Annotated in this window: 16 protein-coding genes; all 16 read right to left on the bottom strand. The window is 52.4% G+C overall.

What is annotated here, in order from left to right; translation table 11 throughout:
* Positions 1–45: 45 nt before the first annotated feature.
* The gene (srtB, locus tag AC6I3O_RS10675; RefSeq protein ID WP_497850860.1) at positions 46–831 is read right to left on the bottom strand and encodes a class B sortase; all 786 of its coding nucleotides are present in this window, start codon (positions 829–831) and stop codon (positions 46–48) included.
* 49 nt (positions 832–880) lie between these two features.
* Complete coding sequence (locus AC6I3O_RS10670; protein ID WP_497850859.1) at positions 881–1,285, bottom strand: DUF6075 family protein; 405 nt, start codon at positions 1,283–1,285, stop codon at positions 881–883.
* 15 nt (positions 1,286–1,300) lie between these two features.
* Positions 1,301–3,634, bottom strand: a complete 2,334-nt coding sequence (locus tag AC6I3O_RS10665; RefSeq protein WP_497850858.1) for a VirB4-like conjugal transfer ATPase, CD1110 family — start codon at positions 3,632–3,634, stop codon at positions 1,301–1,303.
* The gene (locus AC6I3O_RS10660; protein WP_497850857.1) at positions 3,618–4,079 is read right to left on the bottom strand and encodes a PrgI family protein; all 462 of its coding nucleotides are present in this window, start codon (positions 4,077–4,079) and stop codon (positions 3,618–3,620) included. The genes AC6I3O_RS10665 and AC6I3O_RS10660 overlap by 17 nt, the downstream gene beginning before the upstream one ends.
* A 14-nt stretch (positions 4,080–4,093) precedes the next feature.
* Positions 4,094–4,396: a hypothetical protein gene (locus tag AC6I3O_RS10655; RefSeq protein ID WP_497850856.1), complete on the bottom strand. Its 303-nt coding sequence runs from the start codon at positions 4,394–4,396 to the stop codon at positions 4,094–4,096.
* A gap of 11 nt (positions 4,397–4,407) precedes the next feature.
* Positions 4,408–4,617: a hypothetical protein gene (locus AC6I3O_RS10650; RefSeq protein WP_497850855.1), complete on the bottom strand. Its 210-nt coding sequence runs from the start codon at positions 4,615–4,617 to the stop codon at positions 4,408–4,410.
* Between the two features lie 11 nt (positions 4,618–4,628).
* The gene (locus AC6I3O_RS10645; RefSeq protein ID WP_497850854.1) at positions 4,629–5,465 is read right to left on the bottom strand and encodes a VirB6/TrbL-like conjugal transfer protein, CD1112 family; all 837 of its coding nucleotides are present in this window, start codon (positions 5,463–5,465) and stop codon (positions 4,629–4,631) included.
* Between the two features lie 106 nt (positions 5,466–5,571).
* Positions 5,572–5,934: a glutamyl-tRNA amidotransferase gene (locus AC6I3O_RS10640; protein WP_497850853.1), complete on the bottom strand. Its 363-nt coding sequence runs from the start codon at positions 5,932–5,934 to the stop codon at positions 5,572–5,574.
* Positions 5,935–5,947: 13 nt separating this feature from the next.
* Positions 5,948–7,741 (bottom strand): VirD4-like conjugal transfer protein, CD1115 family, encoded by a 1,794-nt coding sequence (locus AC6I3O_RS10635; protein ID WP_497850852.1) that lies wholly within the window; start codon positions 7,739–7,741, stop codon positions 5,948–5,950.
* The gene (locus tag AC6I3O_RS10630) at positions 7,728–7,931 is read right to left on the bottom strand and encodes a hypothetical protein (RefSeq protein ID WP_120477792.1); all 204 of its coding nucleotides are present in this window, start codon (positions 7,929–7,931) and stop codon (positions 7,728–7,730) included. Before AC6I3O_RS10630 ends, AC6I3O_RS10635 begins: the two co-directional genes overlap by 14 nt.
* Positions 7,932–7,946: 15 nt before the next feature.
* Positions 7,947–8,810 carry a hypothetical protein gene (locus AC6I3O_RS10625; protein ID WP_497850851.1) on the bottom strand — a complete coding sequence of 288 codons (864 nt, stop codon included), beginning with the start codon at positions 8,808–8,810 and terminating at the stop codon, positions 7,947–7,949.
* Positions 8,810–9,631 carry a PcfB family protein gene (locus tag AC6I3O_RS10620; protein ID WP_497850850.1) on the bottom strand — a complete coding sequence of 274 codons (822 nt, stop codon included), beginning with the start codon at positions 9,629–9,631 and terminating at the stop codon, positions 8,810–8,812. Before AC6I3O_RS10620 ends, AC6I3O_RS10625 begins: the two co-directional genes overlap by 1 nt.
* Positions 9,573–11,045 (bottom strand): relaxase/mobilization nuclease domain-containing protein, encoded by a 1,473-nt coding sequence (locus AC6I3O_RS10615; protein WP_497850849.1) that lies wholly within the window; start codon positions 11,043–11,045, stop codon positions 9,573–9,575. The genes AC6I3O_RS10620 and AC6I3O_RS10615 overlap by 59 nt, the downstream gene beginning before the upstream one ends.
* Positions 10,985–11,314 (bottom strand): plasmid mobilization protein, encoded by a 330-nt coding sequence (locus tag AC6I3O_RS10610; protein WP_497850848.1) that lies wholly within the window; start codon positions 11,312–11,314, stop codon positions 10,985–10,987. The genes AC6I3O_RS10615 and AC6I3O_RS10610 overlap by 61 nt, the downstream gene beginning before the upstream one ends.
* Positions 11,274–11,426, bottom strand: a complete 153-nt coding sequence (locus tag AC6I3O_RS10605; RefSeq protein ID WP_497850847.1) for a DUF3789 domain-containing protein — start codon at positions 11,424–11,426, stop codon at positions 11,274–11,276. Before AC6I3O_RS10605 ends, AC6I3O_RS10610 begins: the two co-directional genes overlap by 41 nt.
* A 140-nt stretch (positions 11,427–11,566) precedes the next feature.
* Positions 11,567–11,857 carry a hypothetical protein gene (locus AC6I3O_RS10600; protein ID WP_497850846.1) on the bottom strand — a complete coding sequence of 97 codons (291 nt, stop codon included), beginning with the start codon at positions 11,855–11,857 and terminating at the stop codon, positions 11,567–11,569.
* Positions 11,858–11,870: the final 13 nt, after the last annotated feature.

Here is an 11,870-nt window from a genome sequence, read left to right as displayed (position 1 = left end):
TCCTTTCCGAAAATACGCTGTACCCTCTGGGATTTGGCGGTCAAATCAGTCCACCTTTTTCGCCACCACCACAAGCCTGCCGTTCTGGGCGGAGTATTCGCAGGTGGAGAGGGTGATGAGCCTGTCGCCGTACTCGGCGGTCACGCCCGTGTCGTAGAGGGCAAGCTCCTTACATTTTCCTACATAGGCGTTGAACTCGTCCTCGCTTTCCGCATTGACAAAATCATAGTAGCGGTAGCCCTCCGAACTGTACGCCACGGTTTTGAATACGGCGATGATTTCGTATTTGCCCTGCTGCGTGAGGGTGTCGAACTGGATGGTCTTGTGTTCCTCGTAAAAGTCCTTTTCCTTGTAGCTCTCCAACGCCCCGAACATTTTGCCGCCCTTGATGTGGTGTCCGTAGATAACCAGATTATCGCTTGCAGCGATGTCGCAGTCCTCCTGCACATAGGGCGTACCTAAATCGCTGTACTCCTTTTCAAAATTACGCTTGAGGTAGAAGTTGGGGTTATTTTTGCTCTGCATGACGGGGTAGTTGATGGTCGTGCTGTCAATGGCAATCCACCCTATCAAATCCTCGTTCTGCAAGAACAGCTCGTTGTACTTCGCCAGAACGTCCTCGCCCTCGCTCACGGGTTCATCCGTGGGAATCGGCTCGGATTCGGGAGCCTGCTCCACTATCTGGGCAAGCTGCTCGAAGTTCTCTGCCTGCTCGTCCACCTGTGCATCGTGGTGAGAGATGCGGAAGATACAGAAAGCCGCCGCACCCAAAAGGCAGACGGCGGCAGCGATGCAGATAACAGACTGGTGCTTTTTCAGATATTCTTTCATAGGCTTTTCTTTTCCTTTCTCGTCTAAAATTTGCTTGGCTTTGTTTGGTTTACCTTGCGTGGTCGGTGTGCTGCTTGGGAGCGGGTAAGTCCCTGCAATATTCGGGATACCTCACCTTGATGCCCTCCATGAAGTAGGGGGCAAACTCGCAGCAGAACAATTCCTCTGGTGTGAAATACCTCTCACGCCCGTCCTCTGTATAGCCGTTCCAGAGGTTAAAGGTGAGGTGGCAGACCTTGACCGTGCCGCTTGTCTGCCATCCGCTGTGCATCCCCTCTGGCACGATGCAGTCCGTATTGAAATCAAACATGGTGTTGATGTTCTTCCTCGTTTCCTCCGCAATCCCCATCACATAAAAGAACGCCCTGTGGTAGCAGTCGTTTACCCTGCATTTCATCATGTTCTCCAGAAAGAAATCACGGTGAGCCGTGCTGCGAAACCTTATATCCGCCATAAAAATCATCCTTTCCTAAACCTCCCCGAACTTGGTCGTCATCAGTTTATACAGCTCCGTATTGCGGGGGAACTTGTTGACGAACGGCACAAGGGAGCTGCCCACTTTCAAAAGCCCTTGTCCTGCCCCCACATTGGTGATATAGCTCATCTGCAAGTCGGAGATGTTAAGGAGCTTCGCAAGCTCAATCCTGTCCGTAGACGCCTGGTTTAACATGATGATAAACTCGCTGTTGGCAAGCATCGTCCTCGCCGTGTGGCTCTGCAAGAGGTCGTCCACATTCTGGGTGATGCCAGTACAGTACGCCCCATACTTACGCACACGCTTCCAGAGAGTAAAAAGGAAGTTTGCGGAATACTCATGCTGAAAGAGCAGGTAAATCTCGTCAATGAAGATAAAGGTGTTCCTGCCCATCATTCTGTTCTGGGTGATGCGGTTTAGGATGCTGTCAAGCACCACAAGCATACCGATAGGCTGTAACTGCTTGCCCAAGTCCAGAATGTCATAGCAGATAAGGCGGCTCTTGGTATCCACATTCGTGTGCTTGGCAAAGGTGTTGAGAGAGCCGTCCGTGAAAAGCTCAATAGCAAGGGCAATTTCCTGTGCCTCTGGCTCGTTCTGCTTCAGAAGTTCCTCACGGAAGTCCTGCAAGGTGGGCGGCACTCCCATATAGTTGCCCTGCTGATAGTGGCGGTACACCGAAGCCGTGCAGCGGTCTATGATGGATTTCTGCTTTGCCCCAAGGCTCGCCCCGCCGATGAGTTGCTCGCAGAGGGATAAAATAAACTCTGATTTGAGGATGACGGGGTTTGCCCCGTCTCCGTAATCAGAGTTCATATCCATAGCATTGATGTGGTTGTCGCTTGTAGCCGAAATGTGGATGACCTCGCCCTGCATCGCCTTTACCAAAGGCGAATACTCACGCTCTGGGTCTATGATAATCACATCGGCGTTGGGGTCTGTGAGGATGATATTCGTCATTTCCTCCTTTGCCGTGAACGACTTGCCCGCCCCAGACACGCCGAGGATAAAGGAATTACCATTGAGCAGGTGGCGGCGGTTGGCGATTATCATGTTCTTGGAGATAACATTCTGCCCGTAATAAACGCCGTTCTCATGGTAGATTTCCTGCACACGGAACGGGATAAATACCGCAAGGCTCTCCGTTGTGAGGGTGCGGAAAGCGTCAATCTTTCTTACGCCGAACGGTAGGGCGGTGTTCAGACCGTCCATCTGCTGAAATTTCAGCACGGCAAACTGGCAGAGATGCTTCCTCGCCGTGGTGAGCAGGGCTTCCGTGTCATTGTCAAGCTGCTCCTTTGTTTCCGCCGTATGCACCATCGTAAGCACCGCAAACATCATCCTCTGGTCACGGGTTGTGAGGTCATCGAGGAACTCCTTGCTTTCCTTTCGCTGCTGCTCCAAGTCGTAGGGGATGACGGCGGAAAAATTGTTGTTCTGGTTCTGTTTCCTCTGCCAGTTGGTGATGTTGGTTTCCACACCGAGCAGGCGGTTTTCCACCTCCCGCACGGCTTCGTCCGTAGGGACGGGAACGACATCAACGGAAAGCATCATGTTACGGTTTAACTCGCAAAGCTCCGCCACCATGCTGTCCTTGATATAGGCAGCGTATTCCCGCAGGAATATCACACGCCCGTACCTGTCGCCAATCCTGAAATAATCCTTTTCAAACTCAAAGGTGTCGGGGCAGATGAAGTCCTTGAAGTCGTGACCTTTCCGCATGGTCTGGGAGAGGTCGAAGCGGAATGCCGTTTCCTCGCCCGTGCGGTAGAAGTCGTGGAAGATGCGGAGCTTTTCTTCCGCATCAAGCTCCGTGCATTTCGAGCCGAGCCGTGAAAAGTGGGCGATAAGGTCAGCCCCCACACGGGCAAAATAATTGCGGGCTTCCTCGATATTCTTCTTGCACACGGATACGGTCACATACTTATCCTGCACGATAGAATTAGCCCCTGTTGCCTTGTCGAGCAGCATCCTGTTGTATTCCTTACGGTACTTATCCAGTCCGTCATCTGCCATAGGGATAAGGATGGTCTGCTCAAAATCCGCCTTGTTCAAGCGGCGGTTGTTGATGGTGATTTTCGTGGTCGCCCCGCTGTCGAGGGAATTGAGCAGCTCCGAGTATTCAAGGAACATTGCCTCTTTGTCCTCACGGCTCGCCACGGCATAGTTGATGTCCTCAAACTTGAATGTCTTTGCGTATTTGTTCCTGCCCACGAGGAAAATGCCGTCCTCCCAGATGGTCTTGATTGGGATGACCGCCTGCACCGATTTCGGCACAACGAATTTCTCCCTGTCCTGCTTGAACAGGTTTTTAAGCGTCTTTAACATGGTCTACCTCCTTACGCTTCTTTGATTTCTTGGAATGCTTTGGTTTTCTTGTCTTTGCTTTCGCCGCCGTCTGCTTCTTTTTCTTCTGCACGGCGGGCAAGCCCTTTTCGTGGGCTTCAAGGGTCGGCTTCATGGCTTCGTAGTAAAGGTTGTCTGGGGAAAACAAAATCTTCTTTGGCATTAAAAATTCTGATTTTATCCACGCCCAGACGAATTGCTCCGCCGTCATGCCGTTGTACTTGATAAAGCCCATCATGGCAAAGGGGGAAGCCCCCAGAATACACATCCAGCTTAGGGTTTCCGTCCCGAACTGCGGGCGGAGCAGGAAATACAAGCCCACCGCCACGCCGCAGGCAAGGACGGAGAAAATGAACTGCCGCATTGACAGCCCGAAAAACATACTCTCCGTGTAGTTGCGGATTTCCTTATTTATCTTGACTTCCAATCGTTCTCACCTCCTTATCGCTCCCTGTCCTCATGTTTACGGGCAGGGGGCTGTTTCTGTGTTTCCCTCTGCGGCACAAGGTAGGGCTGACCGTCACGCTCCTTAACCTGCGTGGGATAGCCCATGACCTTTAGTGCTTTTTGCAGGTCGGACACGCTTCCTTTGTCTGGCTTGCAGACACCGATTGCCCGATACATCTGCAAATCGCCGTACCACTTCTCATTCTGGAAATTGTCTGCCCGAAAGAAAATATCCTCTTTGATTTCCTCAAGGGGCATTTCAAATATCCTGCGGTATTCCGCTTCAAAATCGTACATGGCTGTCCTCCTTACCGTTCCATCGTGTTCTTTCTCTTTGGTGCTTTCTTCTGGGACGGATAGGGGATAAATTCTTCCTCCCCTTTGATGATGCTGAACTCCGCCCTTAAAATCGGGTGTGTTTCCTGCTTCTGGTACTGGCGGATAAGGTCAACCGCACTTTCCCTTGTGGCGGTGCTGCCTTGCTGCATCCCGTCCTTGAAAATATAAAACCGTTCCATTGCTACCTCCTTTACAAGCCCATCATTTCTCTGACAACACGGTCTGCCATCTTGACCGCACCGACAAGGACGAGCATATTGAAAACAAGTTCCCCGATATAGCTCCACACCATCGACACCGCCGCTGCATCGGGATTGACCGCAGGGGGCGTTGCCGCAAAGAGGGAGAAGATGATGCAGGCAAGCACGATAATCGCTCCCTCCAGACATACGGCAGAGTAGCTCTTGATGAAGCTCTTTCCCACGCTCTGGCTCGGTGAGCCTGCAAAGGTGGAAAGCGGCACGGGTGCGATGGCGGTGTAGAGGTAGAGCTTGAAAAACCTGCCGTACACTGACATAATCATAATGAACGACAGCACCGTGATGAACAGCCCACCGATGAGCGTCACCGCCCATAGGGGGATACTCTCAAAAAAGCCGCAGTCCTCAACTGCCGTCACGATTTCCGAGGGGAGTACCGTCTGCTGTGCCGAGCCGAAGCCTGCGGCGTTCATAATGGTGGAGATTAGCCCCTGCACGATTTTGAACAGAGCCATCATCAGCTCCAAGCCGTAAGTCACCGCACCTTTGGCAAGGGCAAAGCGGATAAAGAGCTTCAACGCCTGCTCTGGGCGTTTCACCTCCGCAAAGTTTCCTGCGGTACGCATCACGCCCACCACAAAGAACAGCACGAGCAGGGCAAGCCCGATAGCCTGCACCGCACCGTGGATATTGACGATTACATTCCAGATAGTGCCGCCCTTGAACTGTTCTGGGGACTGGGTTATGAGCTGCCATATCTCCGACAGCTTTTCGTTCCATGTGTTAAGGGCATTCTCCAAGTTCTGCACAATCCAGTTATCTGACATTCGACCACCTCCGTTCTTAAAATTGGATAACGGGGCAAGTTCCACAAAGCGGATCTGCCCCGTTGTCCCTGTCTTGTGTCAGTCTTTCAATGAGCTGTCTTTTCCCTTAGCCCGTGATGAGGGTCAAAATCTCCTTGGCAAAGGTAATCACCACGCCGCCCGCAAGGGTGAGGAAACCGTTTGCCCTCTGGGACGGGTCGTGTGATTTCAGCGACAAGCCCACCTGCACGATGCCGAAGCCGAGCATAATCATTCCGACAGCCCTCACCAGACCAAAAATAAAATCCGACAGGTTGTTTACCACCTGTATGGGGTCGTTGGCGGCAAAGGCGGTCATGGAAGTGCCAAGCACCATCGTGAGGGCAAGCACCGCCACGCAGTAGTGGCGGAAGCCTTTCTTGACCTTGCCTATCATGGGCAGCTTTGCGGTTGCTTTCTTCTGGGTGTCCTTTTTGTTGAAAAATCTCATGGTGTAATCCTCCTTAAATTTGATAAATTTCTTCTAAGTCCTGTTCGGACAGAAGCTCGTAGGATGTGCTGACCGCTATAACACTCGTAGCGTTCTGTGGAATGTCGCTGTCAAACACAAGGGTTGCGACAGCCTGCGTAGGCTCGCCGTGGAGATAGGGCGGCTGTCCTCCGTCAGTCGTCAGTTTCACATTGGGGTGCTTTAGGATGTCGTACTTAAAATCCATGACGGGGCGTTCCCCACGCACAAAAAGAAGTGCGTAGCGGTTGTCGAGCATACGCACCTCGTCTGGGGTCAAAAGCTCACGCCCCGAAATTTGGTAGTTGGTGGAATAGTTCCCGCTGCGTCCAGAGCTTTTCCCGTAGGTGTTGGTGTCGATGGTCGCCTTGCCTAGAAGCTCCGACACATACTTGTGGGTGCTTTGCTCGTTGCCGCCCAGATACAGAAATTCATCGCAGTTGCCCACGATGCTTTCCCATTGCTTCTCAAAGAGTGCTTTGAGCTGTGCCAGATTTTGCAGGATGATACTCACCGAAACGCCCCTTGACCGCATGACGCTTAAAATCTTGTCAAAGTCATCGGGCAGCGAAACATTGGCAAATTCGTCCATAATAAAGTGGCAATGCACGGGCAGGCTCCCGCCGTATTTGTGGTCGGCAAGGTAGAAAAGCTGTTGGAATAGCTGCGTGTATAAAACGGACACAAGGAAGTTAAAGCTCGTGTCGTTGTCGGGTATCAAGGCGAACAGGGCGACTTTCTTTTCCCCAAGGCTCGGTAAATCAAGCTCGTCCGTTGCGGTTAGGGATGCAAGGCTCTCCAGATTGAACTTTTCAAGCCTTGCGGCAAGGGTTATCTGGATGCTCTTTAAGGTCTTGGCAGAGCCAGAGTGGTAGTCACGGTAATATTTGAGGGCGATATGCTCTGGGTTTACCATCTCCAGACGGTCAAACAATTCGTCCAGAGGGCTTACATAGCTGTCATCGTCCTCCCGTACCTCGCCTGCCCGCAAAAGCTCCATCACCATCGGGAAATTCTGCTCGTCTGGCGGTGCTTCGTATTTCAGATAGAACACCAGAGAAAGGAGCAGCATACTCGCCGCCGTATCCCAGAACGGGTCTTGGGACTGGCTTCCTTTCGGCGTGGTGGCTTTGAATAAATTGGTCACAAGCCGCTGCACATCGTTATCGTTCCGAAGATAGACAAAGGGGTTGTAACAATGGCTGCGGTGCATATTGATAAGGTCAAGGACACGCACCTCATAGCCTTTCTTCTCCAGAAGCCCGCCCACATCACGGACGATTTCGCCTTTCGGGTCTAAAATCACCATCGAGGTATTGCACTGCATGGCGTTGGGCTTGCAGAAGAAGCGTGTTTTTCCCGCCCCGCTTCCCCCGCACACAAGGATATTCAGATTTCTCCTGTGCTTCTTGCCGTTCAGCCCGATGCGGACATTCTGGGTCAGAAGCTTGTTCTGAGTTGCGTCCTTATCTCGGTACTTTTTATTGAGCGTACCTGCGTTGCCCCATTTTGCAGAGCCGTGTTCCTCGCCCTTGCGGTAGTTCCTGCGTGTGGAGAGATAAATCCCGATGCCCATGCCGTAGGCAAGCAGAAAAATAAGGACAGTCCTTAAACTGTCCTCGCACACCGTTATGGAAAACGGGTTATTGATTGCCACGGTCAGACCGTTCATTATCTCCACGATGCCGCCGCTGACATAGGGTGAGGTCAGCAGGGCAAGCCACACGACAGGTACGATGCCGCAGGCGGCAAGGATTACGGCTGTTTTCTGGTCGTCACCGTTCCTCATGGCACCGGCACTTGCAGGGTGCGACTTTCACCTTTTTGCTTTTAGCAGTCGCCACCGTTTCAATCAGCTCGTCCACGGGGTCGGTGGGGCGTTCCTCCCGTATCTGCTGATTGCGGAGCGTGTTCAACGCATTGAGGACGATATTTTTGTCGTATCGGTCAAGGGCAATGTGATACCGTTCTTCTCTCATGGGCTTCACCTCCGATTACCGTTCCTGCTCTTTGGACTTGGGCGGCTTGTTCTTCTCCATGCTCTTATACATATCGCTCTGGATTTCCCCAAGCACATCCCGCATGGAGCCAAGCTCTCCCTTGAACACCTGCGTATCCATGCCCTCAAACTCTTTCGGTAGCCTGTCAAAGCTGAAGCCTCTGGTATCCACGCCGTAACGGGAGCTTACCATATACGCCACGCAGTAGGCTTTAAACTCGGACGCATCCCTGCTCTCGTTGTGCTTGAAGTCAAAGACCGCCGCCGACACTTCCTTTGCCATGCTGACAAAGAGCTGTTCTTCGGAGAGGTCTGTCTTAATGAAAATCATCTGCTGTGAGCTGTCATAGTAGGCGGGGATTTCAAGCTCCGCCACGGGCTGAAAATCAACGGGGCTGGCATCAATCATTGCCGACACAAGCTCCCGCATGGTCTTGGCTTCCTGCGGCTGCTGCCTGTCTTTCGCAGAGGTTTCGGAAACATCGAAAACCTCCTTGGCGTTATACCCGACAGCCTTGCTGCCGTCATCACGGGTATATTCCTTGCTCGGCTCAAGGATAACGACTTTCTGGGCGTCCTTGTTCACATAGACACGGCTCTGCTTCCAAGCCGCTTTTTCCTTGAGCTGTGTCGCTTCGGGCTTCTGTGCCGACACCAGAATGGCGTTGTTGACGGAGTAACGGTCAAATCGCCCCTGCACATCAAGATACTGTCTGAATGTCCTACCGTCCGTCATCATCTTTTCGCAGGTCGTGTCAATCAGCCCATAGGCTTCATTCCGCTGTGCCTGCTTTGCGGCAGCCCATTCCGCTTTGTCAAAGGGTCTGTTGCCGCCGCTGAATACATCATAGATACTCATTATCTTGCTCCTTTCGCTTTCTTGGGTTTCTTCCTCTGGGGCTGCTTATGCTCCGTCTTTCCCGTGGACGGCTTCTTTGCCCTGTCGGAAGATTTCTCTTTATCAAGGGTGGGGGACACATCGGCTTCCTGCTCCTTTCGGCTCTCCTTGATTTTCCGCAGTTCTTCCCTGACGGACGGTTTCTCGTCCTTAGTCATAGTAGCCCCCTCTGCGGACTTCCTTGGCTGCTCTGAGGTAGGCTCGGACAGAGGGGATTTTTCCGTCTTTGCCACCGAGGGGTTTGGGGCATTTTCCTCTTTCTGCATCGGCTTTCCCATGAGGGCGTCAAGCAGCTTGTCTTTCTCCGCCTTTTCCTGCACGCCGATTTCTGGCTCTGGCTGTCCGTCCTTTGTTCCTTTGCCATCCCGTGACTTCTCCGCTTCGGTGACAATGGATGCGGTATCCACCGATGCAAGGTCAAAGCGTTCTACAATACGGCTGATTTTCGATGCGTCCTCGGCTCTGGCAATCACATCCACCTCCGCATTGGGGTCTTTGTTCTTACGGTCTGCCAAAACGCAGTAGAGTACGCCGTATTTCTTTGCTTCCTGCGTGAACTTTTTGAGGTCGGCGTTCTTCACCGTAAAGACTTTCAGCTCCTTGCCAGAACGGAGCATTGAGGTGAGCCTTGCCTTGCCCTTGGTTTTCTTTTCCTCTTTCAGAATGGAATAGAGCAGGATGGCGATGTTCTTCGCACCTGCCCCCGTGATTTTGGCAGCGACTTCAAATCCCTCCAAGCTCATTCGGACGATTTGCTCCGCCGCTTCGCCGCCTGTGTTCATGCTTCATCAGCTCCTTTCCTTTTTCTTTGTTCTCGTCTGCCCGTATGGTCTGTAACTTTTCTTTGAGAGTGCCGCTGCGGGCAAGAACACCCTCGCACAGTCTGACCTCCTTTCTGGCTGTTTTAAGCCGCCCCGTGATTTCGGAGATTTGAGCCTTGACCGCTTCTTTTTCTTCGCCGCCTGCTTTGCGGCTCTGGGAGTAAAGCCCCTTTCGCTGTTCGGTCAGCTCCGTTATCTCCGTTTCCAGAGAGCCTTTATATGACAAGAGCTGCTGTGCCGTGTCGATATGGTTGCGGCAGAGCAGCCTTGTTTCCTGCGTGATGGCTTCCATCTTCATAAGGTCGTCCTTTAGGAGATAGTGAAGCCGTGCGTAATTCGGTTGTCTTTTCCTTGGCAGGATGCCGAGCTTGTAGCAGTAGTGGAGATACAGCCCACGCAAGCCGCCGATTTTCCGTGCGTCTTTCAGAGAGCCTTTTACCCTTATAACCTTGACCGCCTTTGTCGGCTCGGCAAAGCGGGAGAACTTCACTGCATAGGAATTTTCCCGTATGCGTTCCGTAATCCTCTCGTTGGTGTAATCGTCACCGAGCCGATAGAGCCGCTTGGGTCTGTCCCAACCTTTACAGATAATCGTCCAGTATTTGCGGTTGGGGTCAAAATTGATGCGGTAGCCCATCTCTGCCATCTGGCGGTCAAAGTCTTTCAGCGTGTAGGATTTGCTGATGGCTTCATCCACCGCCTGCCGTGCCACGGTGTCCCTTGTGGGTAAGCCCTGCTTCTCGGCTTGGTAGAGGGCATAGGGCTTCTTCCTGCCGCTTGGGTGTTCAATGACCGATAAAGAATATTCACGGCACAATTCATCGGAACGCCTGCGGAGCAGCCGCAAATTTTTCTTGTTGTCGTGGTAGTGCCTACCGTCCACAAAGGAAACGGAGTTCACGACAAAGTGATTGTGCAGGCACTCGGTATTCAAGTGGGTGGCGACAATCACTTGGAACCTGTCGCCCCACATTTTCTCCGCCAGCTTCACGCCTACCTCGTGTGCCTGCTCTGGCGTGACCTCGCCCGCCTTGAAGCTCTGGAAGCCGTGGTAACAGACAATCTCGCTCGTGTCGTTCCATTGGGCTTTGGCTATCATCATCTCGTCCCTTGCGGTGGTCGGGTCGCAGTTCACGCCGCTGACGAAAAACCTCTGTTCCGTCTTGTCCTTATTGGTGGCGTATTCCATGACATCCACCATCGCCTGCAAATCGCTTTCGCTGTACTTGGGATTGGCGGTCTTTTCTGGATTTTCGGCATAGTCGATTGGGTGGTCGAGCCTGCCTTTCACATCCCATATCTCGCAGACCGCCATCACGATGCCCTGCGGGGGAGCAGGTATTTCTTTCGGATGTCGATTTGAAATTCGTGCCACTTCCTCGCTTCCTCGTTCAGCATGGGCGTATCCACAAAGCCGAGGGCGTTTGCTTTCGCCGCAAGCTGGTTGATGCGGTTGCCGATGGCGGACAGCTCCCGCATGATTTTGTAAAATTCGGGGTCGGGCTTCTCGCAAAGCCGATAGCCTTTCACCATTTCTCTTAGGAACGCTTCTCTGGAGCGTCCAGACCTACGCACAAGCTCATGGAGCTGCTCGGCTTCGTCATCAGTCAAACGGAAAAGTATCTGTACCTTTCGATTTCTCACTTTTCTTCACCTCCCTGTCGGAGAGCCTGTTAATCTGCAAACAGCACATCAGCATGACGCCGCTCAGACCGCCGAGGGTCACGCCGATGATAAAGAACAGTAATTCGCTCATTCTTATAGCTCCTTTCTCTGGTCGCCGTGTTGCCCACGGCAGGGCTGCATCCTTTGATGCCAGTCTTTTATGGGGTATTAGGGGGCATCCCCTAACAAGCGAATTTGGTTAGCCAAATTCAGTGCTTGGTAAGACATTACTTAGTCCCCGTCCTCATACATACATTCTCCGCATACGGGGCAGTAGTAGGGACAGCCCGAACATTCCTCATGCTCCAGACACTCGTCCTCGATGTCCGTTTCTTCGCTTCCGTTCTTCAAAGGGTCTGTAATGTCGGCTTCGCCGCAGACAAAATCCGCATCGGAAAAGCTCACAAGGTCGGTGTCAAAAAGCACGGTCTTTAATTTCTCCCTTGCTTCTTCGGGGCTTTCGGCGTAGACGGAAATGGTCTTTTCGTAGTGGGCGGTAAGGGTCACTTCATACTTTTTCAATCATTCTTTCCTC

It is taken from the genome of Sporofaciens sp. St.21A7, from assembly GCF_059728535.1.
The sequence above is the reverse complement of the archived record's forward strand: the minus strand, read 5'-3'. Positions and strand labels throughout refer to the sequence as shown.

What these genes read in the sequence shown, in the direction of transcription:
- AC6I3O_RS10635 (WP_497850852.1), bottom strand. Translation starts at nt 7,741, where the DNA reads ATGAGGAACGGTGACGACCAGAAAACAGCCGTAATCCTTGCCGCCTGC.
- AC6I3O_RS10640 (WP_497850853.1), bottom strand. Translation starts at nt 5,934, where the DNA reads ATGAGATTTTTCAACAAAAAGGACACCCAGAAGAAAGCAACCGCAAAG.
- AC6I3O_RS10645 (WP_497850854.1), bottom strand. Translation starts at nt 5,465, where the DNA reads ATGTCAGATAACTGGATTGTGCAGAACTTGGAGAATGCCCTTAACACA.
- AC6I3O_RS10620 (WP_497850850.1), bottom strand. Translation starts at nt 9,631, where the DNA reads ATGAACACAGGCGGCGAAGCGGCGGAGCAAATCGTCCGAATGAGCTTG.
- AC6I3O_RS10625 (WP_497850851.1), bottom strand. Translation starts at nt 8,810, where the DNA reads ATGAGTATCTATGATGTATTCAGCGGCGGCAACAGACCCTTTGACAAA.
- AC6I3O_RS10630 (WP_120477792.1), bottom strand. Translation starts at nt 7,931, where the DNA reads ATGAGAGAAGAACGGTATCACATTGCCCTTGACCGATACGACAAAAAT.
- AC6I3O_RS10670 (WP_497850859.1), bottom strand. Translation starts at nt 1,285, where the DNA reads ATGGCGGATATAAGGTTTCGCAGCACGGCTCACCGTGATTTCTTTCTG.
- AC6I3O_RS10665 (WP_497850858.1), bottom strand. Translation starts at nt 3,634, where the DNA reads ATGTTAAAGACGCTTAAAAACCTGTTCAAGCAGGACAGGGAGAAATTC.
- AC6I3O_RS10650 (WP_497850855.1), bottom strand. Translation starts at nt 4,617, where the DNA reads ATGGAACGGTTTTATATTTTCAAGGACGGGATGCAGCAAGGCAGCACC.
- AC6I3O_RS10655 (WP_497850856.1), bottom strand. Translation starts at nt 4,396, where the DNA reads ATGTACGATTTTGAAGCGGAATACCGCAGGATATTTGAAATGCCCCTT.
- srtB (WP_497850860.1), bottom strand. Translation starts at nt 831, where the DNA reads ATGAAAGAATATCTGAAAAAGCACCAGTCTGTTATCTGCATCGCTGCC.
- AC6I3O_RS10605 (WP_497850847.1), bottom strand. Translation starts at nt 11,426, where the DNA reads ATGAGCGAATTACTGTTCTTTATCATCGGCGTGACCCTCGGCGGTCTG.